Raw genomic sequence first — 26833 nt, 5'->3', positions numbered from 1 at the left:
CGCAGCGTCCCCCAGCTCGCTCAACCGGCCGGTTTTTCCTCGATCAGCCAGTCCAGGCGCCAGCCGCCCAGGCTCTGGCCGAGCGCATCGGCCAGCCAGGGCAGCAGCTGCCTGAGCTCGTCTTCCAGGCCCCAGGGCGGGTTGCTGATCACCAGGCCCGAGCCGGTCAGCCGGCTGGCATCGTCCGGCGCGTGCACGTACAGCTCGGCGCGCAGCAGCTTGGGCGCGGCGCTCTTTTGCAGATCCCGGTAGAAACGCGCCAGTTGACGCTCGTCCTTGATCGGATACCAGATCACGACGATGGCCTGGCGCATGCGCCCGTGCGCCTCGTTCAGCGCCTCGACGCAGCGCTGCAGCTCGTCGGCCTGCTCGAACGGCGGGTCGATCAGCAGCAGCACGCGCTTCTCGCGGGTCGGCAGCAGCGCCCGCGGCACATGCCAGCCCTCGCCCAGGTGCACCGCTACGCGGCGGTCGCCGCGCATGTTGTCCTTGAGCAGGCGGCCGTCTTCCGGGTGCTTCTCGTTGAGCTGCAGACGATCCTGCTCGCGGCTGAGCAGGCGCGCCAACTCCGGCGAGCCGGGGTAGTAGCGCAGCTCGCCGTCCGGGTTCATCGCCCGCACCACTTCCAGGTAGGCCTCCACCGCATCCGGCAGCTGCGTGGCCTGCCACAGGCGGCCGACGCCCTCCAGCCATTCGCCGGTGCGGCTGGCCTGATCGCCGCGCAGGTCGTATAGGCCGATGCCGGCGTGGCTGTCGAGGTAGGCAAAGGGCGCCTCCTTGCGCGACAGCAGGGCGATCAGGCGGGTCAGCACCAGGTGCTTGAGCACGTCGGCGTGGTTGCCGGCGTGGAAGGCGTGGCGGTAGTTCATGAATGTCTCCGAAGCGGTCGCCAAGTTTACCCGCTGAGCGGGCTTTGCGCGCGCATCAGCTCCAGCAGCAGCGCCAGCGGCGGGTGCTCGCCGGCATCGCGGCGGCGCGCCAGCAGCGTGGTGGTCGCCCCGAACTCCGCGGCGATGGCCTGGTACTGCACCAGGTTCACACGTGGGTGGCGCTCGAGCAGGCTGCGCGGCAGCAGGCCGATGCCCATGCCGGCGGCGATGCCGGCGAAGATCGCATCGATCGAGCCGTAGCTCTGCCGCGCCGCCACCTGCAACCCGCGGCCGACCACCCAGCGCTCCAGGCGCTCGCGATAGTGACAGCCCTCGGGGAAGCCCAGCAGGGTCTGCGGCCGCGCCTCCAGACTGTCGGCATCCTGCGTCGGCGGCAGCACCAGCATCAGTTCCTCCTGCCAGATCGGCAGGCACTCGAGCTGCGGATGCTCGAACGGCCCGCCGATCAATCCGGCGTCCAGCTCCCCGGCCAGCACGCCCTCGACCAGGCGTCGGCTCGGCCCGGTGCTGAGCTGCAGGTTGACCCGCGGCGCCCGCTGGTGGAAAGCCGCGAGCAGCTCCGGCAGACGCACGGCCGCGGTGGTTTCCATCGAGCCCAGGCGCAGGTCGCCACTCCAGATATCCTCCTGCACGCTGCGCCAGGCCGTCTGGCAGAGCTGTTCCAGATGCTCGGCGTGGGGCAGCAGGCGCTCGCCGGCCGGGGTCAAACGTAGGCGCTGGCCCTGACGCAGGAACAACCGGGTGTCGAGTTGCTGCTCCAGCTGGCGCAGGCGCGCCGAGACGTTCGACGGCACGCAGCTCAGGCGCAGACCGGCGGCGCTCAGCGAGCCCTCGCGCGCCACGGCGAGGAAATAGCGGAACAACTGCGGATTGAGTCGCTGCCAGGCGCCCATGAACATCACCAAAAGTGAAAGATGAAAGCAGTATTTTTCACTAACGATCGGTCAACGACAACGACTAAGGTGCGCAGCACGACCGGAGGCCCTATGCCCAGATGTGACCGCGCCCACCTCACTGCGTTGCTCGCCGCCGCCCTGGCGCTGGTGGTCGTGCATGCGCTCGGCCGCTTCGCCTATACCCCGCTGCTGCCCCTGCTGCTCGACGATGGCCTGTTCGACCTGAGCCAAGGCGCCCAACTGGCGACCTGGAACTACCTCGGCTACCTGCTCGGCGCCCTGCTCGCGCTGCCCATGGCCAACCCGCGCGGCTTGCGCCTCGGCCTGCCGGCGGCCCTACTGATCAATGCCGGCCTGACCCTGGCCCAGGTCTTTACGCAGGACATCGCCCTGCTGGCTGCACTGCGCCTGACCAATGGCATCAGCAACGGCGTGGTGTTCGTCCTCGCCCCGGCGCTGGTGCTGGAATGGCTGGCCCTGCGCCAGGCCACGGCGCTCAGCGGTCTGGTCTATCTGGGCTTGGGTAGCGGCATGTTGCTGTGCGGCCTGCTGGTGGCCATCACGCCCTGGCACGGGCCGCTGCGCTGGCTGCCGATCGCCCTGTGCGCCCTGCCCCTGGCGCTGCTTTGTGCTCCGATGCTAAGGCGCCTGGCACGGGACCTGCCCGACAAGCCCCCTGCGACCGCCCGTGGCGCACTGCTTGGCAGCCACAATCTGGCGTTGCTGATGGCCTATCTGGGGGCAGGCCTGGGTTACATCCTGCCGCTGACCTTTCTGCCGGCCCTGGCTCGCGAACAGCTGCCCGCCGGTCATCCGCTACTGGCCGGCAACTGGTGGTGGACGGCGCTCGCCTGCCTGATCTCGGCGAGCCTGTGGAACCAGGCCGGTGCCTGGCTGGGCGACCGCCGCGCCCTGCTGGCCAACTACCTGCTGCAACTGCTCGGCGTGGCCATGCCGATCCTGCTGCCCGGCCCCGTCGGCGTGCTGGCCTGCGCCCTGCTGGTGGGCGGCACCTTCCTCGGCACCGTATTGCTGACCCAGCGCCTGGCCCGTGCCCTCAACCCGGACCAGGGCTTGCGCCTGGCCGCCCTGCTGATCAGTCTGTACAGCGGCAGCCAGTTGCTCGGCCCCTGGCTGGTGCAGCACTGGACTGCCGCCGGCCATAGCCTCACGAGCAGCTTCCTTATCGGCACGGCGGCATTGCTCTGGGCCCTGTTGTGGGCCTGGCAGGTGTCCGAACCACGATCCCTCGCTGAAATGGAGCCATCCCATGTCTCTCACCGCCCTGCTCGACACTGACCTGCCCCTGATCCAGGCGCCGATGGCCGGCTCGCAGAACCATCGCCTGACCGCCGCCGTGTGCCAGGCCGGAGGCCTCGGCTCGATTCCCTGCGCCATGCTCACGCCTGCCGCCCTGCGTCAGGAGCTGCAGGCGCTGCGCGAGCTGACCGAGCGGCCGTTCAACCTGAACTTCTTCAGCCATGTGCCGCCCGCGCCGGACGCGGCCCGCGAGGCGACCTGGCGCGAGGCGCTGGCGCCCTACTATGACGAGCTGGGCCTGGATCCGGCCGCCATCGCCGGCGGCCCGGGGCGCCTGCCGTTCAACGAAGAGGCGGCGGCACTGGTGGAGGAGTTCCGCCCCGCGGTGGTCAGCTTCCACTTCGGTCTGCCGGAGGAGGCCTTGCTGCAGCGGGTACGGCGCAGCGGGGCGAAGATCCTCTCCAGCGCCACCACCCTGGACGAGGCGCTGTGGCTGCAAGCGCGCGGCGTCGATGCGGTGATTGCCCAGGGCCTGGAGGCCGGCGGCCATCGCGGCCACTTTCTCGACTTCGACCTGAGCCGCCAACTCGGCCTCTTCGCCCTGCTGCCGCAGCTGGTCGATGCGCTGTCGGTGCCGGTGATCGCCGCCGGCGGCATCGGCGACGCCCGCGGCGTAGTCGCAGCCATGGCCCTGGGTGCGGCCGGGGTGCAGGTCGGCAGCGCCTACCTGCTGTGCCCGGAGGCGAGCACCAGCGCCATCCACCGCGCCGCCCTGCAGAGCCCGGCGGCGCGCCATACGGCGCTGACCAACCTGTTCAGCGGGCGCCCGGCGCGCGGCATCGTCAACCGCCTGATGCGCGAGCTGGGGCCACTGAGCGAACGGGCGCCGGCCTTCCCCCTGGCCACCGCGGCCATCGCGCCCTTGCGCGCGGCGGCCGAAGCCCGGGGTAGCGGCGATTTCTCGCCGCTGTGGGCCGGGCAGAACGTCGCCAGTTGCCGGCCCCTGCCGGCGGCCGAGCTGACCCGCGAACTGGCGCGCGGCTTCGCTCACTCGATATGACGAAGCGTCACTCCCGCCTGCGCGGAAACGACGGTTAACTGGCTCCGCAGGTCGGGTTCGACCCGCCACTTCGGCAATAGCGGGTTGCACCCGCCCTACCCCCGTGCGCCAACGAGCGATTATCACGGCCGATGATGATGCTGGGCAGCCAGGCAACTGGCTGCCTAGACTCGATCAATCATCTGGAGGCCCGTTCCATGTCCGAGACCCTACTCAGCTCCCGCAACCTGGCGTTCGAACTCTACGAGGTGCTCGACGCCGAAGCCCTGACCCAGCGCGAACGCTTCGCCGAGCACAACCGCGAGACCTTCGACGCCGCGATCGCCACCGCACGCAGCATCGCCGAGGAGCTGTTCGCCCCGCACAACCGCAAGAGCGACGAGCACGAGCCGCAGTACGTCGACGGCGCGGCGGTGCTGATCCCCGAGGTCGAACCGGCCCTGCGCGCCTTCCACGAGGCGGGCTTCCTCAACGCCACCCGCGACTTCGAGCATGGCGGCATGCAACTGCCCAACCTGCTGTCGCAGGCCTGCTTCGCGCATTTCCAGTCGGCCAATATCGCCACCAGCTCCTACTCGATGCTGACCATGGGCGTGGCCAACCTGATCGAAGCCTTCGGCAACGAGGAGCAGAAATCCCGCTACCTGCAGCCGATCATCGACGGCCGCTTCTTCGGCACCATGGCGCTGACCGAGCCGCACGCCGGCTCGTCGCTGTCGGACATCCGCACAAAGGCCGAACCGCACGCCGACGGCAGCTACCGGATCAAAGGCAACAAGATCTTCATCTCCGGCGGCGACCAGCCGATCTCCGAGAACATCGTGCATATGGTGCTGGCCAAGTTGCCGGACGCCCCGCCCGGGGTGAAGGGCATCAGCCTGTTTCTGGTGCCCAAGTTCCACGTCAACGACGACGGCTCACTCGGCGCGCGCAACGATGTGACCCTGGCCGGGCTGTTCCACAAGATGGGCTGGCGCGGCACCACCTCCACGGCGCTGAACTTCGGCGACAACGGCGAATGCGTCGGCTACTTGGTGGGCAAGCCGCACCACGGACTGTCCTACATGTTCCAGATGATGAACGAGGCGCGCATCGGCGTCGGCATGGGCGCGATCATGCTCGGCTACGCCGGCTACCTCTATTCGCTGGACTACGCCCGCAACCGCCCGCAGGGCCGCCAGCCGGACGGCAAGGACCCGAGCAGCCCGCAGGTAGCCATCGTCGAGCACACCGACGTGCGGCGCATGCTGCTGACGCAGAAGGCCTACGTCGAAGGCGCCTTCGACCTCGGCCTGTACGCCGCGCGCCTGTTCGACGACACCCACACCCTGGCAACCGCCGAGGAGCGCGCCGAGGCGCTGCAGCTGCTCGATCTGCTCACCCCCATCGTCAAGTCCTGGCCTTCGGAGTTCTGCCTCAAGGCCAACGAACTGGCGATCCAGATCCTCGGCGGCCACGGCTACACCCGCGAATACCCGGTGGAACAGTACTACCGCGACAACCGTCTCAACCCCATCCACGAAGGCACCCACGGCATCCAGTCGCTCGACCTGCTCGGGCGCAAGGTGGCGATGAACGGCGGCGCCGCGCTCAAGCAGCTGCTTAGGCTGATCCACGGCACCTGCCAGCGCGCCGCCGAGTACGAGTCGCTCACCGCCCTGCGCCAGCCGCTGGAACAACTGCTGGCGCGCCTGCAGGCGGTGACCCTGGCCCTGCTCGGCGACCTGATGGCCGGCCAGGTCAACCAGGGCCTGGCCAACTCGGCGCTGTACCTCAAGGTGTTCGGCCACGCGGTGATCGGCTGGCGCTGGCTGGAGCAGGCGATCCGCGCCGAGCAGGGCCTGGCCAGGGGCGAAGGCGGCGACGCCGACTTCTACCGGGGCAAGCTGCAGGCTGCGCGCTACTTCCTGACCTGGGAAGTGCCGGGCTGCCACCACGAGCTGGCCATCCTCGAGGCGCGCGACGACACCTGCCTGGGCATGCGCGACGCCTGGTTCTAGATGCCGCCAGCGGCCCGCCCCGGCGGGCCGCTGCCGGCTGGAAAAATGTAATAACCTTTTTGACAACGGGGCGAAGGCAGCGGTTAGAATCCCTGGCACGCGCCATGCATAACGGCGCATTCACCACCAGGCCAGGAGTACGCCGTTGGACGCCAGCGCCATCAACAATCTGTTCTTGATCGGCGCCCTGCTGGTGGCGGCCAGCATCCTGGTCAGTGCCTTCGGCACCCGGTTCGGCATCCCCATCCTGGTGATCTTCCTCGCCGTCGGCATGCTCGCCGGCGTCGACGGCCCCGGCGGCATCGTCTTCGACAACTACCCGCTGGCCTACCTGGTGGGCAACCTGGCGCTGGCCGTGATCCTCCTCGACGGCGGCATGCGTACCCGCGTCTCCAGCTTCCGCGTGGCGCTGTGGCCGTCGCTGTCGCTGGCCACCCTGGGGGTGGTGATCACCGCCGGGCTGACCGGCCTGGCCGCCGCCTGGCTGTTCGACCTGAGCCTGCTGGAGGGCCTGCTGATCGGCGCCATCGTCGGCTCCACCGACGCCGCGGCGGTGTTCTCCCTGCTCGGCGGCCGCGGCCTCAACGAACGGGTCAGCTCGACCCTGGAAATCGAATCCGGCAGCAACGACCCGATGGCGGTCTTCCTCACCGTCACCCTGATCGCCATGCTCGCCAGCGGCCAGACCGGCTTCAGCTGGGACCTGCCGATCCAGCTGCTGCAGCAGTTCGGCCTCGGCGCCGTGCTCGGCCTCGGCGGCGGCTGGCTGCTGCTCAAGCTGATCAACCGCATGGAGCTGGCCAGCGGCCTGTACCCGTTATTGGTAGTCAGCGGCGGCCTGATCATCTTCGCCATCACCACCGCGGTGGGCGGCAGCGGCATCCTCGCCATCTACCTGTGCGGCCTGCTGCTGGGCAACCGGCCGATCCGTTCGCGCCACGGCATCCTGCACATGCTCGACGGCCTCACCTGGCTGGCGCAGATCGGCATGTTCCTGGTCCTCGGCATGCTGGTCACCCCCCACGAGCTGCTGCCCATCGCCCTGCCGGCGCTGGGTCTGGCGCTGTGGATGATCCTCTTCGCCCGACCGCTGTCGGTGCTGCTCGGCCTGCTGCCGTTTCCGGCCTTCCACGACCGCGAGAAAGTCTTTATCGCCTGGGTCGGCCTGCGCGGCGCGGTGCCGATCATCCTCGCGGTGTTCCCGCTGATGGCCGGGCTGCCCAATGCCCAGCTGTTCTTCAACGTGGCCTTCTTCATCGTCCTGGTCTCGCTGCTGCTGCAGGGCACCAGCCTGCCGCTGGCCGCCCGGCTGATGCGCGTCACCGTGCCGCCGGAGCCGGCGCCGGTGTCGCGCGCCGGCCTGGAGGTGCACCCCACCAGCCAGTGGGAGCTTTTCGTCTACCGCCTGGGCGCAGAGAAGTGGTGCATCGGCGCCGCCCTGCGCGAGCTGAACATGCCCGAGGGCACGCGCATCGCTGCGCTGTTTCGCGGTCGCGAGCTGCTTCACCCGTCCGGCAGCACGCGCCTGGAGGCCGGCGACCTGCTCTGCGTGATCGGCCACGAGGCCGATCTGCCGGCACTCGGCAAGCTGTTCAGCCAGGCGCCCAAGCGCGGTCAGGACCTGCGCTTCTTCGGCGACTTCGTCCTCGAAGGCGACGCCGAGCTGGGCGCGGTGGCCGCGCTCTACGGCCTCAAGCTGGAAGGCGCCGAAGGCCAGTTGCACCTGGGCCGCTTTATCGCGCACAAGGTGGGCGGCGAACCGATCGTCGGCGACCAGGTGGAATGGCAGGGCCTGACCTGGACGGTGGCGGCGATGGACGGGAACAAGGTGCGCAAGGTCGGCGTCAAATTCCCCGAAGGCAGCCGCCCGGGCCCCGGGCTGTTCCTGTAACAGGCTCGTCGCACCAGCGTCGCAGCCGCGAGCGCGCCGGACTCTGCTAGCATCGCAGCTGCGCACGCCCCTCCCGCGAGGGCCGGCGCGGCGGCGCCTGCGGCGGCCGTCCTACACTGTCATCGTCCCATTCAGCAGATCCCACGACCATGTCCCTGTTGCGCCTCCCGTTCGTCGCCGCCCTGCTCGCCCTGTGCCTGAGCATTCCCCCGGTTCTCGCCCAGGAGCCGCCCAAGGTCGAGAGCGTGCAGCAGAGCCTCGACGGCCTGGCCGATCGCAAGCTGCCGGAAGCCGAGCAGCTGGCGCTCAAGCAGACCCTGGAGCAGACCCTGCGCCTGCTCAAGGACCGCGAGGCCAGCGAGCAGCGCCTGGCCGACCTGCGCACCCAGCTGGAGAACGCCCCGCGGTTGATCGCCGAGGCCCAGCGCGAACTCGCCCAGCTCAAGGCCAGCCAGCCGGCGCCGCTGGCCGAGCGCCACGCGCGCACCGCCCTGGCGCAGCTGGAGCAGCTGCTCGGCGAACGCTCCAGCCAGCTCAGCGAGTGGAACAAGGCGATCATCGAGGCCAACAGCCTGGTGATCACCGCGCAGACCCGCCCCGAGCGCGCCCAGGCCGAGATCAGCCAGAACCAGGCGCGCAGCCAGCAGATCAACAACAGCCTGAAGAGCGACCGCGACAACGGCAACCCGCTGAGCGCCGAGCGCCGCGACCAGCTCGCCGCGGAACTGGCCCTGCTCACCGCGCAGACCCAGCTGCGCCGCCAGGAGCTGGCCGGCAACAGCCTGCTGCAGGATCTGGGCAACGCCCAGCGCGAGCTGCTCGAGGAGCGCATCAAGCGCGCCGAGCAGGAACGCCTGGAGCTGCAGAGCCTGATCAACGAAAGGCGCCGCGCCGAATCCGAGCAGACCGTCGCCGAGCAGTCGCGCGAGGCCGAGCGCGCCGGCTCGGACAAGCTGCTGGCACGCGAGAGCACGCGCAACCTCAAGCTTTCCGACTACCTGCTGCGCGCCACCGAGCGCCTCAACCAGTTGACCGAGGAAAACCTGCAGACCAAGCAGCAGCTGGACAACCTGGTGCAGGCCGACCAAGCCCTCGACGAGCAGATCGGCGTGCTGCAGGGCAGCCTGCTGCTGTCGAAGATCCTCTACCAGCAGAAGCAGGCGCTACCCAGCCTGACGTTGGAAGACAGCAAACTGGCCGACGAGATCGCCGATATCCGCCTGTACCAGTTCGAGCTGGGCAAGCAGCGCGAGGAGATCGGCAATCCCGAGGCCTATATCGACCAGTTGCTCGCCGGCCAGCCCGCCGAGGAGGTCACCGCCGAGCTGCGCGCCACCCTGCGCGAGTTGCTGAGCACCCGCCGCGAGCTGCTCGACCGGCTCAACCGCGAGCTCAACGCCCTGCTCAACGAGTCGATCACCCTGCAGCTCAACCAGAAGGAGCTGCACAGCACCGCCAGCAGCCTGCGCGCCACCATCGACGAGCAGATGTTCTGGATTCCCAGCAACAAGCCGCTCGACCTCGAGTGGCTGAAGGGCGCGCCGCGGCGCCTGCAGCAGCAGCTGGAAAGCCTGCCCTGGGGCGTGGCGCTGAAGGAGCTGGGCGCCGCCCTGCTGGAGCGGCCGCTGGTGTTCCTGCCGCTGCTGCTGCTCTGCGCCTTTATTCTCTGGCGCCGCCAGTACCTGTTCGCCAAGCTCGGCGGCCTGCACGACGACATCGGCCACTACAAGCGCGACAGCCAGCTGCACACGCCGCTGGCGCTGGCCCTGAACCTGGCCCTGGCGCTGCCCGGCGCGCTGTTCCTCGCCCTGTGCGGTTACGCCCTGTTGATGGATGCGCGCGGGCAGAACCTCTACCTCGGCGCCGCGCTGTACGAGATGGCCCAGGCCTGGCTGGTGTTCTACACCCTCTACCGCATCCTCTCGCCGAATGGCGTGGCCGTGCTGCACTTCCACTGGCCGCCGGCCAACGTCGCCTTCTTCCGCCACCATATCCGCAGCCTGGGCCTGGTGGTGATGGCGCTGGTCGCGGTGACCAGCGTCGCCGAACACCAGCCGGCCAGCCTGGCCGGCGACGTGATCGGCATCGGCGTGGTGCTGACCTGCTACGCGCTGATGGCCTGGCTGCTGTTCCGCCTGCTGCTCGGCGCGCCGCTGCGGGAGCACACCTCGGCGCTGCGTTCGAGCGTCGGCCTGCTGTTCAGCCTGCTGCCGCTGGCGCTGATCGCCGCCGTGGCGTTCGGCTACTACTACACCGCGCTGAAACTCACCGACCGCCTGATCGACACCCTCTACCTGCTGATCCTCTGGCTGGTGCTGGAAGCCGCCTTCATCCGCGGCCTCGGCGTCGCCGCCCGGCGCCTGGCCTACCAGCGCGCCCTGAGCAAGCGCCAGGCGCAGAGCAAGGACGGCAGCGAAGGCGAGACGGTGGTCGAGGAGCCGACCCTGGACATCGAGCAGGTCAACCAGCAGTCGTTGCGGCTGATCCGCCTGGCCCTGCTCGGCGGCTTCCTGGTCTGCCTGTACTGGGTCTGGGCCGAGCTGATCGGGGTGTTCACCTACCTCGACACCGTGACCCTCTACGAATACAGCAGCGGCAGCGGCGAGGCCGCCACTCTGGTGCCGATCAGCCTGATGGACGTGCTCGGCGCGCTGATCATAGTCGCCATCACCGTGGCCCTGGCGCGCAACCTGCCCGGCCTGCTCGAGGTGCTGGTGCTGTCGCGCCTGAAACTGGCCCAGGGCAGCGCCTACGCCACCACCACCCTGCTGTCCTATGCGCTGGTCGGCATCGGCATCGTCACCACCCTGTCCACCCTCGGCGTCAGCTGGGACAAGCTGCAGTGGCTGGTGGCGGCGCTGTCGGTGGGCCTCGGTTTCGGCCTGCAGGAGATCTTCGCCAACTTCATCTCCGGCCTGATCATCCTGTTCGAGCGCCCGGTGCGCATCGGTGACGTGGTGACCATCGGCAACCTGTCCGGCACGGTGAGCAAGATCCGCATCCGCGCCACCACCATCACCGATTTCGACCACAAGGAAATCATCGTGCCGAACAAGACCTTCATCACCGGCCAGTTGATCAACTGGTCGCTGAGCGACACGGTCACCCGCGTCACCCTCAAGGTCGGCGTCGGCTACGGTTCGGACCTCGACCTGGTGCGCAAGCTGCTGCTGCAGGCCGCCCAGGAGAACGCGCGGGTGCTCAAGGAGCCGGCGCCGCTGGTGTACTTCCTCAACTTCGGCGAAAGCACCCTGGATCACGAGCTGCGCATCCACGTGCGCGACCTCGGCGACCGCAACCCGGCCACCGACGAGATCAACCGCTTCATCGACCGCGAATTCCCCAAGCACGGCATCAACATCGCCTTCCGCCAGGTCGAGGTGTATGTAAAGAACCTCGAACGCGGCGAACACCAGCTCGAACAGAAGGATCTGATCAAGGCCGCCGCAGCCGGTGCGGCCAACGTGCAGACGCCGCCCCCGCCGGCGGCGACCTGAGCCATGGCGGAGTACGCGGTGAAACGCCTCGACCAGCTGAGCTTCGACAACCGCTTCGCCCGCCTCGGCGACGCCTTCTCCACCGAGGTGCTGCCCGAGCCCATCGAGCAGCCGCGCCTGGTGGTGGCCAGCGCCGCGGCCATGGCCCTGCTCGACCTGGCGCCGGAGGAGGCGCAGCGCGCGGAGTTCGCCGAACTGTTCGCCGGACACAAGCTGTGGAGCGAGGCCGAGCCGCGCGCCATGGTCTACGCCGGGCACCAGTTCGGCGGCTACACCCCGCGCCTGGGCGACGGCCGCGGCGTGCTGCTGGGCGAAGTGGTCAACGCCGCCGGCGAACACTGGGACCTGCACCTCAAGGGCGCCGGGCAGACCCCCTACTCGCGCATGGGCGACGGCCGCGCGGTGCTGCGCTCGTCGATCCGCGAGTTCCTCGCCAGCGAACACCTGCACGCCCTCGGCATCCCCAGCTCGCGGGCGCTGTGCGTCACCGCCTCGGAGACCCCGGTGTGGCGCGAGCGACAGGAGCGCGCCGCCATGCTGCTGCGCCTGGCGCCCAGCCACGTGCGCTTCGGCCACTTCGAGTACTTCTATTACACCCGCCAGCACGAGCAGCTGAAGATCCTCGGCGAACATGTGCTGGCCTGTCATTTCCCCGCCTGCCTGACGCAGGACGAACCCTGGCTGGCGATGTTCCGCGAGGTGCTGGAGCGCACCGCCGGCATGATCGCCCGCTGGCAGGCCTACGGTTTCTGCCACGGGGTGATGAACACCGACAACATGTCGATCCTCGGCATCACCTTCGACTACGGGCCCTACGCCTTCCTCGACGACTTCGACGCCGGGCACATCTGCAACCATTCCGACGACACCGGTCGCTACAGCTTCAGCAACCAGGTGCCCATCGCCCACTGGAACCTGGCGGCGCTGGCGCAGGCGCTGACGCCCATGATCGAAGTGGACAAGCTGCGCGCAACCCTGGAGCTGTTCCTGCCGCTGTACCAGGCCCACTACCTCGACCTGATGCGCCGCCGTCTGGGCCTGCAGGGCGCCGAGGACGGCGACGAGGAACTGGTGCAGCGCCTGCTGCAGCTGATGCAGCAGGGCAAGGCGAGCGACTACACGCTGTTCTTCCGCCGGCTCGGCGAACAGGCGCCCTTCGATGCGCTGCAGGTGGTGCGCGAGGACTTCGTCGACCTGGCTGGCTTCGACGCCTGGGGCCGCGACTACCTGGCCCGCTGCGCCCGCGAGGGGGGCGAACAGGCCGAACGCCAGGCGCGCATGCACGCGGTCAATCCGCGCTACATCCTGCGCAACTACCTGGCGCAGCAGGCCATCGAGGCGGCCGAGGCCGGCGACTATGGCCCGGTGCGCGAGCTGCACGCGGTGCTGGCGCGGCCCTTCGACGAGCAGCCGGGGATGGAGCGCTACGCCCAGCGCCCGCCGGACTGGGGCAAGCATCTGCAGATCAGCTGCTCGTCCTAGGTTGGCTTGAGCCGGCACTCGACAGGGAGCGCCCCCGGCTATGCGTAGGCTTCGTCACGCTTATGTTGGGGGCGGCGACGTGCTCCTCCGTGCCCTTATCCAATAAATCGAAAAGGCATATAAACCTTCTCAAACATTCTTAGACTATCTAAGCGAAGCCCACTATCGTGGCGACCTTGTGCGGCCGCCCAGCGCGGGCCCGATACCTCACACGAGATTCGACGCTAAGGATTTTCATGCCCTGGGACTCCCTGCCCCTGCTGTTCGTCGGCGCCCTGCTGATCTGGGTGCTGTATGCCTTCGTGCGCGAGAAATGGAGCCCGGACATAGTCGCCGCCATCGCCGTGGCGGCGCTGCTGGTCAGCCAGCTGCTGACCCCGGGCGAGGTGCTCAGCGTGCTGTCGAACTCGGCGCCGGTGACCATCGCCTGCATGTTCGTGCTGTCCGCCGCGCTGGAGCGCACCGGCTGCATCGACGCCCTGGGCAACTGGCTGGGCGAGCTGGTGGGCACCAGCCCGATCCGCGTGCTCACCGGCCTGACCGTCACCGCCCTGGTGATCTCCGCCTGCCTCAACAACACCCCGGTGGTGGCCATCCTCACCCCGGTGGCCATCGCCCTGGCGCGCCGCGCCGGCACCCTGCCGTCGAAGCTGCTGATTCCGCTGTCCTACGCCACTATCCTCGGCGGCACCCTGACCATGATCGGCACCTCGACCAACATCCTGGTCGACGGCGTGGCGCGCAAGGCCGGCCTGGAGCCCTTCGGCATCTTCGAGATCACCGGCGCCGGGCTGATCCTGGCCGCGGTCGGCATGCTCTACCTGCTGACCGTCGGCCACCGCCTGCTGCCCGATCGCGAGACCCTGTCCAAGCAGCTGCGCCCGGACCTGGACCGCACCTTCATGACCGAGCTGCTGGTGCCGCACGACTCGCCGATGATCGGCAAGACCCTGCATGAGGCCAACCTCAACGGCGGCAGCGGCCTGCAGGTGCTCAAGCTGTTTCGCGAGGAGCAGGAACTCACCGAGCCGGGCGGGGGCACCCTGCTGGCCAGCGGCGACCGCCTGGTGCTGCACGGCCAGGTCAAGGACGTGGTCGAGCTGCGCGAGAGCGGCCACCTGTCGTTCAACCGCGGCGACGCCTTCGAGACCATCAGCAGCCACGACGTGATCCTCGCCGAGGCCATAGTCGGGCGTAACTCGCGCTACAGTCACCGGCCGATGCGCGATCTCGACCTCACCGCGCGTTACGGCATCGCCGTGCTCGCCGTGCACCGCCAGGACGAGAACGTGCAGGGCAACCTCGACGAGTTCGAGCTGCAGTTCGGCGACGTGATGCTGGTCGAGGGCACCCCGGCGCAGATCAAACGCTTCGCCGACAACGGCGAGCTGATCAGCCTCAACGCCGTGCAGGAACGCGCCTTCCGCCGCGACAAGGCGCCGATCGCCATCGGCGCCACCCTGGCGGTGATGCTGCTGGCCGCCTTCGGCCTGATGCCCATCGAGGGCCTGGCGATCATCGGCGCGGTGAGCGTGCTGGCGACCCGCTGCCTGGACGTGGAAGACGCCTACAAGGCGGTGGACTGGAAGATCCTCAGCCTGATCTTCGGCATGCTGGCCATCAGCATCGCCATGGACAAGGTCGGCCTGGTCAGCCTGCTGGTGCAGAACGTCATGGGCTGGCTGCCCTGGGCCGGGCCGCTGCTGATGCTGAGCTTCATCTACCTGTTCACCTCGATCCTCACCGAGCTGCTGTCGAACAACGCCGTGGCGGTGCTGGTCACCCCCATCGCCATCGGCATGGCCCAGCATCTGGGCGTCGACCCGCGCGCCTTCGTGGTGGCGGTGATGTTCGCCGCCAGCGCCAGCTTCGCCACGCCCATCGGCTACCAGACCAACACCTTCGTCTACAACGCCGGCGGCTACCGCTTCACCGACTTCATGCGCATCGGCATCCCGCTCAACCTGATTCTCTGGGTGGTGGCCAGCTTCGTTATCCCGCTGTTCTGGCCGCTGACGCCGGTGTGACTTGATATCGAGCGGCGGCGGCTCCATCTAGCGGACATGTCCCACGGAGCCCGCCGTCATGTCCGATCCCCTGCTGATTCCCTGCCCGCACTGCAACGGCCTCAACCGCATCCCCGCCGCGCGCCTGGGCGACGCCCCGCGCTGCGGGCGCTGCAAGGCCGAGTTGCTGCCGGCCGCGCCCATCGAACTGACGCAAAGTAACTTCGCCGGCCAGCTCAAGGGCGAGCTGCCGCTGTTGGTGGACGTCTGGGCCGCCTGGTGCGGGCCCTGCCAGGCCTTCGCGCCGACCTTCGCCCAGGCCGCCAGCCAGCTGCAGGGCCGCTGCCGCCTGGGCAAGCTGGACAGCGAGGGCAACCCGCAGCTGGCCGGGCAACTGGGCATCCGCTCGATTCCCAGCCTGCTGCTGTTCAAGGGCGGCGTGGAGGTGGCGCGGCAGAGCGGCGCCCTGCCGCTGCCGCAGCTGCTGAGCTGGCTGCGCCAGCAGGGCATCTGAGCGACTCCCCCCGGGTTTCACCCAGGCTACGGCCCCGCAGATTAGCGCGTAGCCCGGATGCCATCCGCGAGCGATCACTGACAGGGCCTGAGCGGTTCGGTCAGTCCGCCGGGGCGCTGCGGTCAATTGCACGGGCCGCACCAAGCCTTAGTCTGGACAGACCGTCGCCAAGGAGTCGCGCCATGCCCCTGTCCATGGAACTCGCCTGCCAGCTCACCGAACAGCAGATCGCCTTCGTCCAGCGCAGCGGCCTAAAGGCCGAGGTGCTCGAACCCGGCTTCGTGCGCCTGCGCATGCCGCTGGCCGGCAACCAGAACCATATCGGCAGCATGTACGCCGGTGCGCTGTTCACCCTGGCGGAGATTCCCGGCGGCGCGCTGTTTCTCACCAGCTTCGATGTGGAACGCTTCTACCCGCTGGTCAAGGAGATGAACCTGAGATTCCGGCGCCCGGCCAGCGGCGACATCCGGGTCGAGGCGCGCCTGAGTGCGGCCGAGATCGCCCGCCTGGAGGACGAGGCCGGACGCCTGGGCAAGGCCGAGTACCAGCTCGACCTGCAGCTGACCGACGGCGCCGGCGAGGTGGTCGCCGAGAGTCGCGGGCATTACCAATTGCGGTTACGCTGAGCCTCGACCTTGCCATAAGTCAAAAGAACGGCTAATTGAACAGGCACAATAAAATTGCCGACTGGTATCGGCAGGAGAGCCGTCGCCATGTTCCATCACATTCTTATCGCCCACGACCTGCGCGACACCGCCGACATGGCCCTGTGCCGCGCCACCCAACTCGCCCGCCAGCACGGTGCCCGCCTGACCCTGCTGCACGTGCTCGACCCCAGCCAGAGCAGCGAGCAGCACGAGAAGGCGCGCCAGGCGCTGGACCGCAGCCTGACCCAGTACGCCCCACCCGGCAGCGAGCTGCGCATGCTCAGCGGCAAGCCCTCGGAGGTGGTGCTGCAGGAGGTGCAGGACAGCGGCTGCGACCTGCTGGTGCTCGGCGGCCACCACCAGCGCCACGATTTCTTCTCCGGCACCAGCCTGGATCGCATCGCCCGCCGTTGTACGGTGCCGCTGCTGCTGGTGGCGCGCAACGACTTCGCCCCCTACCGACACGCCCTGGCCGCCATCGACTTCTCCCTGTGCGCCTGCAGCGCCCTCGGCCAGGCCTATCGCCTGCTGCCGGGCGACGCCGAGCTGCACGCCCTGCATGTGTTCGAGCCGGACAAGGGCACGCCCAAGGAGGTGCAGCTGCAACTGCAGACCCAGCAGGGGCTGATCGACCAACTGCTGCAGGACGAGGCGCAGAACCTGCCGCCCGGCGGCCCGACGCTGACTCACGAGGTGATCCAGGGCGGCATCCTGCGCTGCCTGCAGGAGCAGATCAAAACCCGCCGCAGCGAGCTGCTGGTGCTCGGCAGCCACGGCCGCAGCGCGCTGTCCCAGGCCCTGCTCGGCAGCCTGGCGCAGCATTTTCTGCACAAGGCGCCGTGCGACGTATTTGTGGTGCGTTAAGGCCAGCGACAAACGAAAAAGGCGCCTCCAGGCGCCTTTTTCATTCTCAACCGGCGTTGAGCAGGTCGTGCAGTTCGACGAACTGCTGGGTCAGCTTGTGCCGCGCATCCAGATGGATCAGCGGTGTGCACACCTGGTGCGATTCGCGCATCTTCACCGAGCTCATCAGGTTCACCGGCAGCACCGGCAGGCCCTCGGCAATCAGCTCGTCGAGCAGCTGCTGCGGCAGGGTCGCACGCGGCTGGAACTGGTTGACCACTATGCCCTCCACCTCCAGGCCGTCGTTGTGATCGTCCTTGAGCTCCTCGATCTCAGCCAGCAGGCCGTACAGGGCATTACGCGAGAAGCTGTCGCAATCGAAGGGGATCAGCACGCGATCGGCCGCGATCAGCGCGGAAACCGTGTAGAAATTAAGCGCCGGCGGGGTATCCAGGTAGATCTGGTCGTAGTCCTCGGCCAGCTCGTCGAGCAGTTTGCGCAGCTTGTTGATCTTGTGCTTCTGCTCCAGCTTGGGTTGCAGCTCGGCCAGCTCGGCGGTGGCGGTGACCACGTGCAGGTTGTCGAACGGCGTCTCGTAGATGTCCACCTTGCCCTTCTTGGCGAAGGGACCGCTGGCCAGGGTCTGCTTGAAGAAGTCGGCGATGCCCATGGGAATGTCCTCGCCGGTCAGGCCGGTGAGGTAATGGGTCGAGTTGGCCTGGCTGTCGAGGTCGATCAGCAGGGTGCGATAGCCCTGAGACGCGCTGACCGCCGCCAGGTTGCAGGCGATGCTGGACTTGCCCACGCCGCCTTTCTGGTTGAACACCACACGCCGCATCTCACACCTCCCTGAGCCTCAGATGGCCTTGGATTCTATGCAAAGCCCGTGACAAGCGCGAGGAGCTTGCCCGGCCGATAGCAAAGAGGCCGCTTGCGCGGCCCCTGTTCTGCTTACTGGTGGTACTGCGCCGACAGCTCGTGCACCGCCTCGAAGAAGGCGCCGGCATGGGCCGGGTCGACCTCCGGGGTGATGCCGTGGCCGAGGTTGAACACATGGCCGCTGCCCTGCCCATAGGCGGCGAGGATGCGCGCCACCTCGGCACGGATCGCCGCCGGGTTGGCGTACAGCACGCTCGGGTCCATATTGCCCTGCAGCGCCACCTTGGCGCCGACGCGAGCGCGGGCGCTGCCGATATCGCAGGTCCAGTCCAGGCCCAGGGCCTCGGCGCCGCTATCGGCCATGGATTCCAGCCACAGGCCGCCGCCCTTGGTGAACAGGATCACCGGCACAGGGCGGCCATCGTGTTCGCGGATCAGGCCGTCGACTATCTTCCGCATATAGGCCAGGGAGAATTCCTGATAGGCCGCCGCCGACAGCGAACCGCCCCAGGAATCGAAGATCTGCACCGCCTGGGCGCCGGCCTTGATCTGCCCGTTGAGGTAGGCGGTGGCCGCCTGGGCCAGCTTGTCGAGCAGCGCGTGCATGGCCTGGGGGTTGTCGTAGAGCATCGCCTTGGACTTGCGAAAATCCTTGCTGGAGCCGCCTTCGACCATATAGGTGGCCAGGGTCCAGGGGCTGCCGGAGAAGCCGATCAGCGGCACGCGGCCGTTCAGCTCGCGGCGGATGCCGCGCACCGCGTCCATCACGTAGCCCAGGTCCTGCTCGGCATCCGGGATCGGCAGCGCCTCGATATCGGCCAGGCTGCTCACCACCTTCTTGAACCGCGGGCCTTCTCCGGTCTCGAAATACAGGCCCTGGCCCATGGCATCGGGAATGGTGAGGATGTCAGAGAAGAGGATCGCCGCATCCAGCTGCGGGTAGCGGTCCAGCGGCTGGATGGTGACTTCGCAGGCCAGTTCCGGGTTCTTCATCAGGTTGACGAAGTTACCCGCCTTGGCGCGGGTGGCGCGGTATTCCGGCAGGTAACGACCGGCCTGGCGCATCATCCACACCGGGGTGACGTCCACGGGTTGCTTGAGCAGGGCGCGAAGGAAGCGATCGTTCTTCAGGGCGGTCATGGCAGAGTCCTAGAAAAAAGTGCGGGCATTTTCGCAGAGCGCCAAACAAAAGGCACGGCGAGTGCCGTGCCTTTTGTCCATCGGGTCAATTTGTCGCGGGCAGGCCCTGACGCAATCGATCAGACGCCCAGGTAGTCGAGGATACCTTCGGCGGCGTTGCGCCCTTCGAAGATCGCCGTCACCACCAGGTCCGAACCGCGCACCATGTCGCCACCGGCGAAGATCTTCGGGTTGCTGGTCTGGTGCTTGAACTGGTTCTGCTCCGGCGCCACCACGCGGCCCTGGCTGTCGGTCTGGATCTCGAACTGCTCGAACCAGGGCGCCGGGCTCGGACGGAAACCGAAGGCGATCAATACGGCCTCGGCCGGGATGATCTCCTCGGAGCCCGGGATCGGCTCGGGGCTGCGGCGGCCGCGGGCATCCGGCTCGCCGAGACGGGTCTCGACCACCTTGACGCCTTCCACCTTATCCTCACCCACAATCGCAATAGGCTGGCGGTTGAACAGGAACTTCACGCCCTCTTCCTTGGCGTTCTTCACTTCCTTGCGCGAGCCCGGCATGTTCTCTTCGTCGCGGCGGTAGGCACAGGTCACCGCCTTGGCACCCTGACGGATGGAGGTACGGTTGCAGTCCATCGCGGTGTCGCCGCCGCCGAGCACCACCACGCGCTTGCCCTTCATGTCGACGAAGTCTTCCGGCGACTTCTCGAAGCCCAGGTTGCGGTTGACGTTGGCGATCAGGAAGTCCAGCGCATCGTGCACGCCCGGCAGGTCTTCGCCGGGGAAGCCGCCCTTCATGTAGGTGTAGGTGCCCATGCCCATGAACACGGCATCGTACTCATCCAGCAGCTGCTGCATGGTCACGTCCTTACCGATCTCGGTGTTCAGGCGGAACTCGATGCCCATGCCGCTGAAGACTTCGCGACGACGGCTCATCACGATCTTTTCCAGCTTGAACTCGGGGATGCCGAAGGTCAGCAGGCCGCCGATTTCCGGGTTCTTGTCGAACACCACCGGGGTCACGCCGTTGCGCACCAGCACGTCGGCGCAGCCCAGGCCAGCCGGGCCGGCGCCGATCACCGCGACACGCTTGCCGGTCGGCTTGACCTTGGACATGTCCGGGCGCCAGCCCATGGCAAACGCCGTGTCGGTGATGTACTTCTCCACCGAACCGATGGTCACCGCGCCGAAGCCGTCGTTGAGGGTGCAGGCACCCTCGCACAGGCGATCCTGCGGGCACACGCGGCCGCAGACTTCCGGCAGGGTGTTGGTCTGGTGCGAGAGCTCGGCGGCGGCGAGGATGTTGCCCTCGGACACCAGCTTGAGCCAGTTGGGAATGAAGTTGTGCACCGGGCACTTCCATTCGCAATAGGGGTTGCCGCAGCCCAGGCAGCGATGCGCCTGGTCTGCAGCTTGCGCCGGCTTGAAGTTGTCGTAGATCTCGACGAATTCCTTCTTGCGCTGACGCAGCAGTTTCTTCTTCGGGTCTTTGCGCCCGACTTCGATGAACTGGAAGTCGTTATTCAGACGTTCAGTCATTGCATTACCTCATCAAACCACTTCAGGCGCATTCTTATTGCGGGTTGGCACGGGTGCTGGACAGCAGCGACTTCAGGCTCGCGGCTTTCGGCTTGACCAGCCAGAACTTGCGCAGATAGTCGTCCAGGTTTTCCAGCAGGTTGCGACCCCATTCGCTGGCGGTTTCCTCGACGTATTCGGCGAGGACGCGCTGCAGGTGGCTACGGTAGGCCTCCATGGCTTCGCTGTTGATGCGCTGGATTTCCACCAGCTCGTGGTTGACGCGGTCGTAGAAGCCGTTGTCCAGGTCGAGCACGTAGGCGAAGCCGCCGGTCATGCCGGAACCGAAGTTATAGCCGGTCTTGCCCAGTACGCAGACGAAGCCACCGGTCATGTACTCGCAGCAGTGGTCGCCCACGCCTTCCACCACCGCATGGGCGCCGGAGTTGCGCACGGCGAAACGCTCGCCGGCGGTGCCGGCGGCGAACAGCTTGCCGCCGGTGGCGCCGTACAGGCAGGTGTTGCCGATGATGGCCGAGTCCTGGGTGGCGAACGGGCTGCCCTTGGGCGGCACTATCACCAGCTTGCCGGCGGTCATGCCCTTGCCGACGTAGTCGTTGGCGTCGCCTTCCAGGTGCAGGTTGAGGCCGCCGGCGTTCCATACGCCGAAGCTCTGCCCCGCAGTGCCCTTGAAGCGGAAGGTGATCGGCGCGTCGTTCATGCCCTGGTTGCCGTGCAGCTTGGCGATCTCGCCGGACACGCGTGCGCCGATGGAGCGGTCGCAGTTGCAGATGTCCAGCTCGAACTCGCCGCCGCTGCGGCCGTCGATCGCCGACCTGGCCAGCTCGACCATCTTCTCGGCCAGCTCGCCCTGGTCGAATGGCGGGTTCTTCTCCACCTGGCAGAACTGCGGCTTGTCGGCCGGGATATGCGCGCTGGCGAGCAGCGGGGACAGGTCCAGGTTGCCCTGCTTGGCGGTCTCGCCCGGCAGCATCTCGAGCAGATCGGTGCGCCCGATCAACTGCTCCAGGCTCGACACGCCGAGCTTGGCCAGCCACTCGCGGGTTTCCTCGGCGACGTAGGTGAAGAAGTTCATCACCATCTCGACGGTACCGATGAAGTGGTCCTTGCGCAGCTTGTCGTTCTGCGTGGCCACGCCGGTGGCGCAGTTGTTCAGGTGGCAGATACGCAGGTACTTGCAGCCCAGGGCGATCATCGGCGCGGTGCCGAAGCCGAAGCTCTCGGCGCCGAGGATGGCCGCCTTGATCACGTCGAGGCCGGTCTTCAGGCCGCCGTCGGTCTGCACCCGCACCTTGCCGCGCAGGTCGTTGCCGCGCAGGGTCTGGTGGGTCTCGGCCAGGCCCAGTTCCCAGGGCGCGCCGGCGTAGCGGATGGAGGTCAGCGGCGAGGCGCCGGTGCCGCCGTCGTAGCCGGAGATGGTGATCAGGTCGGCATAGGCCTTGGCCACGCCGGCGGCGATGGTGCCGACACCGGCCTCGGCCACCAGCTTGACCGACACCAGCGCGGCCGGGTTGACCTGCTTGAGGTCATAGATCAGCTGCGCCAGGTCCTCGATCGAGTAGATGTCGTGGTGCGGCGGCGGCGAGATCAGGGTCACGCCCGGCACCGCGTAGCGCAGGCGGGCGATCAGCCCGTTGACCTTGCCGCCCGGCAGCTGGCCGCCCTCGCCGGGCTTGGCGCCCTGGGCCACCTTGATCTGCAGCACTTCGGCGTTGACCAGGTATTCCGGGGTGACGCCGAAGCGGCCGGTGGCCACCTGCTTGATCTTCGAGCTGCGCACGGTGCCGTAGCGGGCCGGGTCTTCGCCGCCCTCGCCGGAGTTGGAGCGCGCACCGAGGCGGTTCATCGCCTCGGCGATGGCCTCATGAGCCTCCGGCGACAGCGCGCCGAGGGAGATGCCGGCGGAGTCGAAGCGCTTGAGGATGGCCTCCAGCGGCTCGACCTGATCCAGCGCCAGCGGCTGCTCGGCGGTCTTGACCTTGAGCAGGTCGCGGATCATCGACACCGGGCGGTTGTCCACCAGCGCCGAGTATTCCTTGTACTTGGCGTAGCTGCCCTGCTGCACGGCGGCCTGCAGGGTGCTGACCACGTCCGGGTTATAGGCGTGGTACTCGCCGCCGTAGACGAACTTGAGCAGACCGCCCTGCTGGATGGCCTTGCGGTTGTTCCAGGCCTCGGCCGACAGCAGCTTCTGCTCGCTCTCGATGTCGACGAAGCGCGCGCCCTGGATGCGGCTGGCGACGCCGCGGAAGCACAGCTCGGTGACCTCGTCGGCCAGGCCGACGGCCTCGAACAGCTGGGCGCCGCGGTAGGAGGCGACGGTGGAGATGCCCATCTTCGACAGGATCTTCAGCAGGCCCTTGGAGATGCCCTTGCGGTAATGCTTGAACACTTCGTACAGATCGCCCAGCACTTCGCCGGTGCGGATCAGGTCGCCCAGCACTTCATAGGCCAGGAACGGATACACCGCCGAGGCGCCGAAGCCCAGCAGCACCGCATAGTGGTGCGGATCGCGCGCGGTGGCGGTCTCGACCAGGATGTTGCAGTCGCAGCGCAGGCCCTTCTCGGTCAGGCGGTGATGCACGGCGCCGGTGACCAGCGCGGCATGCGCCGGCAGCTTGCCCGGGGCGATGTGGCGGTCGGACAGCACCAGCAGTACCTTGCCACTGCGCACCGCCTCCTCGGCCTGGTCGGCCATGTTGCGTACGGCGGCCTCCAGACCGATCGACTCGTCGTAGTTCATGTCGATCAGCTGGCGCTCGAAGCCCGGGCGATCCAGGTTCATCAGCGCGCGCCACTTGGCCGGGGAGATCACCGGGCTGCTGAGGATGACGCGGGCGGCATGCTCGGGCGACTCCTGGAAGATGTTGCGCTCGGCGCCGAGGCAGATCTCCAGGGACATGACGATGGCTTCGCGCAGCGGGTCGATCGGCGGGTTGGTGACCTGGGCGAACTGCTGGCGGAAATAGTCGTAGGGCGAACGCACGCGCTGGCTGAGCACCGCCATCGGGGTGTCGTCGCCCATCGAGCCGACCGCCTCCTGGCCCTGCTCGCCGAGCGGGCGCAGCACCTGGTCACGCTCCTCGAAGGTGACCTGGAACATCTTCATGTACTGCTTGAGCTGGTCCGGGTCGTAGAAGGGCGAGCCGTGGTCGCGGTCTTCCAGGGTGGCCTGGATGCGCTGGGCGTGCTTGCGCAGCCACTGCTTGTAGGGGTGGCGCGATTTCAGGCGGTTGTCGATGTCGTCGGTGGACAGCACCTGGCCGGTCTCGGTATCGACGGCGAGGATCTGCCCCGGGCCGACGCGGCCCTTGGCGATGACGTCTTCCGGCTTGTAGTCCCACACGCCGATTTCCGACGCCAGGGTGATGTAGCCGTTGCTGGTGGTGACCCAGCGCGCCGGACGCAGGCCGTTGCGGTCGAGCAGGCACACGGCATGGCGACCGTCGGTCAGCACCACGCCGGCCGGACCGTCCCAGGGCTCCATGTGCATGGAGTTGTATTCGTAGAACGCGCGCAGGTCGGCGTCCATGGTCTCGACGTTCTGCCAGGCCGGCGGAATGATCATGCGCACGCCGCGGAACAGGTCGATGCCGCCGGTGACCATCAGCTCGAGCATGTTGTCCATGCTCGAGGAGTCGGAGCCGACGCGGTTGACCAGCGGGCCGAGCTCTTCCAGATCGGGGATCAACTCGTTGGCGAACTTCAGGCGACGGGCCTGAGCCCAGTTGCGGTTGCCGGTGATGGTGTTGATCTCGCCGTTGTGGGCGAGGAAGCGGAACGGCTGCGCCAGCGGCCATTTCGGCAGGGTGTTGGTGGAGAAGCGCTGGTGGAACACGCAGATCGCGGTCTGCAGGCGCTCGTCGCCCAGATCCGGGTAGAACTGCTGCAGGTCCGCCGGCATCATCAGGCCTTTGTAGATGATGGTCTTGTGCGAGAAGCTGCAGATGTAGTGATCGGCGTCGGCGGCGTTGGCCACCGAGGAACGGCGACGGGCGCTGAACAGCTTGATGGCGAACTGCTGATCGGACAGCCCTTCGCCGCCGACGAACACCTGCTCGATGATCGGCAGACGCTCCAGTGCCAGCTGGCCGAGCACGCTGGTATCGATCGGCACCTTGCGCCAGCCGATCAGCTGCAGGCCGGCCGCGAGGATCTCACGGTTCATGTTCTCGCGGGCGGCCTCGGCCTTGGCCGGGTCCTGGTTGAAGAACACCATGCCCACGGCATACTGCGTCGGCAGTGCGACGCCGAAAGACTCCTGGGCCACGGCGCGCAGGAACAGATCCGGTTTCTGGATCAGCAGACCACAGCCGTCACCGGTCTTGCCGTCGGCGTTGATGCCGCCGCGGTGGGTCATGCAGGTAAGGGCCTCAATGGCGGTCTGCAGCAGGTGATGGCTCGCCTCACCTTGCATATGGGCGATCAAGCCGAAGCCGCAGTTATCCTTGAACTCATCAGGACGGTACAAACCTGCTTTCATAGGGGAAACTCTCACCAGGCTGCCTAGACTTCAGGCAAATTGCTTTCTAATTCAACCACTTACCTTGCACGCACGGGCATGCACCAGCTTTGCGCAGGCAAAAGGGAGGTCATTGTACATATCCGCCTAGGCCGTCACAAATCTTCGTGACGAGGCAATGAAAACTTATGTCGCGAAAACGAAGGATAAGACCGCCAGGTCGTGCTAACGACCCAACGGTCACTCCGAAACAGCGGGCTAGCGGCGCATTTCCTGCTGAATGCTGCCCAAGGTGCGCGGCCAGGGCTTGCCCGCCTGCAGCTTGGCCGGCAGCGTCTTGACCGCCGCCTGGGCGGCATCGCGGCTGGCGAAACTACCATAGGTCAGCACGAACAGCGGCTGGCCCTGGTGCACTTTCTTGAAGTAGCGGTAGTCGCCGCCACCTTCGCGTACCAGCGCCTGGATATTGGCCTCCGAGCGCGAGCCGAGAATCTGCAGGGCGTAACGCGAAGCCGGCTGCTGGGCGTACCAGTCGCCCGTTGCCGCAGCGCCCTGGGCGGGCTTGGCCGGAGCGGGAGCAGGCGCAGGGACCGGCGCGGCGGGCTTGGCAACCGCCACTTCCGCCGGCTTGGGCACCGCAGGTGCAGGTGCAGGTGCAGGTGCAGGTGCAGGTGCAGCAGCGATTGGAGCGGCCGGCGCCGCGACTGTCGAGGGCGCCGGCACGACGGGCGCGGCCGGCGGCTCGAAGCTATCCAGCTCCTCGCCCGCTGCTTCCGCCAGAGGCTGACGAATCACTGCCTGCGATTCCCCCACCAACGGCAGAGGCAGCGGCTGACTGGCGCCGGCGAATTCGATGGCCGGCGCCTTGCTCTCGACCACCGGCGCCTCGGCAGGCGCCTCGACCACCGGCGCCGGAGCGGCAGGCTGCAGCGACAGCGGCGCCGTGATCTCCGCCGTTGCCGGTGCCGACGCCTCGCGCCCTTGCATCAGCCAGGCCGCAGCGACGCCGACCAGCACCACGGCCAGCGCCAGCAGATGCTTCTTCGGCAAGGCGAAGCCAGCACTCGCCCCCCGCCCGGAGGCGCGCTGCGCCAGCATCTGCTCCACCAGCAGCTCGCGCGCCTCCTGGTTGATCGCCCCCGGCCACCCCTGGGAACGCAGATGAATCTCCTCGATCTGCTCCTCGTTCAGCACCTCGATACCCTGCCCGGCACCCTCGAGGCGCTGCGCCAGATAATCGCGCGTCTCCTCCTCGTTGTAGGGCTGCAGCTCGATGGCGTGGTAGCACTCCTCGCCGCCGGCCAGGGCCTCCAGCCGCCCCAGCAGCTCGGGCTCGGCGAACAGGAACACATGCGGACGCCCCTCACCATTGCCCGCCGCCAGCGCCAGCACGGTCTTCAGCGCGGCATCGTCGAGATGATCGGCATCGTCGATCAGCAGATAGACCTCCTGGCCGGTCAGCGCCAACTGCGCGACCTGCGCCAGGATCGAGCGCAGGTCGGCCTGGGCCACGGACAGCCCCTGGGCGACCTGGCGCAGCAGAGCGTCGCTGCCGCCCACGCCCTGGGCCAGCACGATGCTCTGCACCGCCTGTTTGTTGGTGCTGGCGACCAGCGCCTGGCGCAGCAGGGTCTTGCCGCTGCCTTGCGGGCCGACTACCGCCAGCAACAGCTGGCTATAACGCGCCAGATGGTGCAACTGGCCCAGCACCGGCTTGCGCTGCGCCGGAAAAAACTTGAAGCCGGGTACCCGCGGCGCGAAGGGGTCGTGACTGAACTGGTAATGCGCCAGGAAAGCTTCGTCAGCATGCAGACTGGTCATGGATCAC

The 26833-nt window shown here is 67.7% G+C and carries 17 protein-coding genes; 10 read left to right on the top strand and 7 right to left on the bottom strand.

Translation table 11 applies throughout. From position 1 onward, the window contains the following. Positions 1-20 precede the first annotated feature (20 nt). On the bottom strand, positions 21-869 hold the full coding sequence (locus ACIGFL_RS01170; RefSeq protein ID WP_397495852.1) for a 23S rRNA (adenine(2030)-N(6))-methyltransferase RlmJ: 849 nt from the start codon (positions 867-869) through the stop codon (positions 21-23). A 26-nt stretch (positions 870-895) separates the two neighbouring features. Continuing rightward, positions 896-1783 carry a LysR substrate-binding domain-containing protein gene (locus ACIGFL_RS01165; protein WP_397495851.1) on the bottom strand — a complete coding sequence of 296 codons (888 nt, stop codon included), beginning with the start codon at positions 1781-1783 and terminating at the stop codon, positions 896-898. A gap of 93 nt (positions 1784-1876) precedes the next feature. Between ACIGFL_RS01165 and ACIGFL_RS01160 the strand changes: the two genes are divergently transcribed. The 10 genes from ACIGFL_RS01160 to ACIGFL_RS01115 all read left to right on the top strand — a co-directional run bounded on the left by ACIGFL_RS01160 (position 1877) and on the right by ACIGFL_RS01115 (position 17007). Continuing rightward, positions 1877-3085 carry a YbfB/YjiJ family MFS transporter gene (locus tag ACIGFL_RS01160; RefSeq protein ID WP_397495850.1) on the top strand — a complete coding sequence of 403 codons (1209 nt, stop codon included), beginning with the start codon at positions 1877-1879 and terminating at the stop codon, positions 3083-3085. Then, the gene (locus ACIGFL_RS01155; RefSeq protein WP_397495849.1) at positions 3057-4106 is read left to right on the top strand and encodes an NAD(P)H-dependent flavin oxidoreductase; all 1050 of its coding nucleotides are present in this window, start codon (positions 3057-3059) and stop codon (positions 4104-4106) included. Before ACIGFL_RS01160 ends, ACIGFL_RS01155 begins: the two co-directional genes overlap by 29 nt. Positions 4107-4303: 197 nt before the next feature. Next, a complete protein-coding gene (locus ACIGFL_RS01150) occupies positions 4304-6106 on the top strand; it encodes an acyl-CoA dehydrogenase (protein ID WP_397495848.1) in 1803 nt (600 codons plus the stop codon). A 145-nt stretch (positions 6107-6251) separates the two neighbouring features. Next, positions 6252-7997 (top strand): potassium/proton antiporter, encoded by a 1746-nt coding sequence (locus ACIGFL_RS01145; protein WP_021442196.1) that lies wholly within the window; start codon positions 6252-6254, stop codon positions 7995-7997. A 149-nt stretch (positions 7998-8146) separates the two neighbouring features. Beyond that, positions 8147-11494 (top strand): mechanosensitive channel MscK, encoded by a 3348-nt coding sequence (gene mscK, locus ACIGFL_RS01140; RefSeq protein WP_397495847.1) that lies wholly within the window; start codon positions 8147-8149, stop codon positions 11492-11494. Between the two features lie 18 nt (positions 11495-11512). Beyond that, complete coding sequence (gene selO / locus ACIGFL_RS01135; RefSeq protein WP_397495846.1) at positions 11513-12976, top strand: protein adenylyltransferase SelO; 1464 nt, start codon at positions 11513-11515, stop codon at positions 12974-12976. Between the two features lie 236 nt (positions 12977-13212). After that, complete coding sequence (locus tag ACIGFL_RS01130; protein WP_021442193.1) at positions 13213-15003, top strand: SLC13 family permease; 1791 nt, start codon at positions 13213-13215, stop codon at positions 15001-15003. 58 nt (positions 15004-15061) lie between these two features. Then, positions 15062-15496 carry a thioredoxin TrxC gene (trxC, locus tag ACIGFL_RS01125; RefSeq protein ID WP_397495845.1) on the top strand — a complete coding sequence of 145 codons (435 nt, stop codon included), beginning with the start codon at positions 15062-15064 and terminating at the stop codon, positions 15494-15496. Positions 15497-15678: 182 nt separating this feature from the next. Then, positions 15679-16122 carry a YiiD C-terminal domain-containing protein gene (locus tag ACIGFL_RS01120; protein ID WP_397495844.1) on the top strand — a complete coding sequence of 148 codons (444 nt, stop codon included), beginning with the start codon at positions 15679-15681 and terminating at the stop codon, positions 16120-16122. An 87-nt stretch (positions 16123-16209) separates the two neighbouring features. Continuing rightward, the gene (locus ACIGFL_RS01115; protein WP_021442234.1) at positions 16210-17007 is read left to right on the top strand and encodes a universal stress protein; all 798 of its coding nucleotides are present in this window, start codon (positions 16210-16212) and stop codon (positions 17005-17007) included. Positions 17008-17053: 46 nt separating this feature from the next. On the opposite strand, the gene ACIGFL_RS01110 is transcribed toward ACIGFL_RS01115, so the two are convergent. The 5 genes from ACIGFL_RS01110 to ACIGFL_RS01090 form a co-directional block, all read right to left on the bottom strand. Then, a complete protein-coding gene (locus tag ACIGFL_RS01110) occupies positions 17054-17824 on the bottom strand; it encodes a ParA family protein (RefSeq protein WP_021442235.1) in 771 nt (256 codons plus the stop codon). 113 nt (positions 17825-17937) lie between these two features. Beyond that, positions 17938-19005 (bottom strand): uroporphyrinogen decarboxylase, encoded by a 1068-nt coding sequence (hemE, locus tag ACIGFL_RS01105; RefSeq protein WP_397495843.1) that lies wholly within the window; start codon positions 19003-19005, stop codon positions 17938-17940. A 119-nt stretch (positions 19006-19124) separates the two neighbouring features. After that, positions 19125-20543: an FAD-dependent oxidoreductase gene (locus ACIGFL_RS01100; protein WP_397495842.1), complete on the bottom strand. Its 1419-nt coding sequence runs from the start codon at positions 20541-20543 to the stop codon at positions 19125-19127. A gap of 34 nt (positions 20544-20577) precedes the next feature. Then, positions 20578-25026 carry a glutamate synthase large subunit gene (gene gltB / locus ACIGFL_RS01095; protein WP_397495841.1) on the bottom strand — a complete coding sequence of 1483 codons (4449 nt, stop codon included), beginning with the start codon at positions 25024-25026 and terminating at the stop codon, positions 20578-20580. Between the two features lie 237 nt (positions 25027-25263). Next, positions 25264-26826: an AAA family ATPase gene (locus tag ACIGFL_RS01090; RefSeq protein ID WP_397495840.1), complete on the bottom strand. Its 1563-nt coding sequence runs from the start codon at positions 26824-26826 to the stop codon at positions 25264-25266. Positions 26827-26833 lie beyond the last annotated feature (7 nt).

The sequence above is a fragment of the Pseudomonas sp. NPDC077649 genome (assembly GCF_044542855.1).
In the GTDB taxonomy this organism is placed as follows: domain Bacteria; phylum Pseudomonadota; class Gammaproteobacteria; order Pseudomonadales; family Pseudomonadaceae; genus Aquipseudomonas.
The sequence above is the reverse complement of the archived record's forward strand: the minus strand, read 5'-3'. Positions and strand labels throughout refer to the sequence as shown.

What these genes read in the sequence shown, in the direction of transcription:
- ACIGFL_RS01130 (WP_021442193.1), top strand. Translation starts at nt 13,213, where the DNA reads ATGCCCTGGGACTCCCTGCCCCTGCTGTTCGTCGGCGCCCTGCTGATC.
- ACIGFL_RS01090 (WP_397495840.1), bottom strand. Translation starts at nt 26,826, where the DNA reads ATGACCAGTCTGCATGCTGACGAAGCTTTCCTGGCGCATTACCAGTTC.
- hemE (WP_397495843.1), bottom strand. Translation starts at nt 19,005, where the DNA reads ATGACCGCCCTGAAGAACGATCGCTTCCTTCGCGCCCTGCTCAAGCAA.
- ACIGFL_RS01120 (WP_397495844.1), top strand. Translation starts at nt 15,679, where the DNA reads ATGCCCCTGTCCATGGAACTCGCCTGCCAGCTCACCGAACAGCAGATC.
- ACIGFL_RS01110 (WP_021442235.1), bottom strand. Translation starts at nt 17,824, where the DNA reads ATGCGGCGTGTGGTGTTCAACCAGAAAGGCGGCGTGGGCAAGTCCAGC.
- ACIGFL_RS01170 (WP_397495852.1), bottom strand. Translation starts at nt 869, where the DNA reads ATGAACTACCGCCACGCCTTCCACGCCGGCAACCACGCCGACGTGCTC.
- ACIGFL_RS01150 (WP_397495848.1), top strand. Translation starts at nt 4,304, where the DNA reads ATGTCCGAGACCCTACTCAGCTCCCGCAACCTGGCGTTCGAACTCTAC.
- ACIGFL_RS01100 (WP_397495842.1), bottom strand. Translation starts at nt 20,543, where the DNA reads ATGACTGAACGTCTGAATAACGACTTCCAGTTCATCGAAGTCGGGCGC.
- ACIGFL_RS01115 (WP_021442234.1), top strand. Translation starts at nt 16,210, where the DNA reads ATGTTCCATCACATTCTTATCGCCCACGACCTGCGCGACACCGCCGAC.
- ACIGFL_RS01165 (WP_397495851.1), bottom strand. Translation starts at nt 1,783, where the DNA reads ATGGGCGCCTGGCAGCGACTCAATCCGCAGTTGTTCCGCTATTTCCTC.
- trxC (WP_397495845.1), top strand. Translation starts at nt 15,062, where the DNA reads ATGTCCGATCCCCTGCTGATTCCCTGCCCGCACTGCAACGGCCTCAAC.
- mscK (WP_397495847.1), top strand. Translation starts at nt 8,147, where the DNA reads ATGTCCCTGTTGCGCCTCCCGTTCGTCGCCGCCCTGCTCGCCCTGTGC.
- ACIGFL_RS01155 (WP_397495849.1), top strand. Translation starts at nt 3,057, where the DNA reads ATGTCTCTCACCGCCCTGCTCGACACTGACCTGCCCCTGATCCAGGCG.
- gltB (WP_397495841.1), bottom strand. Translation starts at nt 25,026, where the DNA reads ATGAAAGCAGGTTTGTACCGTCCTGATGAGTTCAAGGATAACTGCGGC.
- ACIGFL_RS01160 (WP_397495850.1), top strand. Translation starts at nt 1,877, where the DNA reads ATGCCCAGATGTGACCGCGCCCACCTCACTGCGTTGCTCGCCGCCGCC.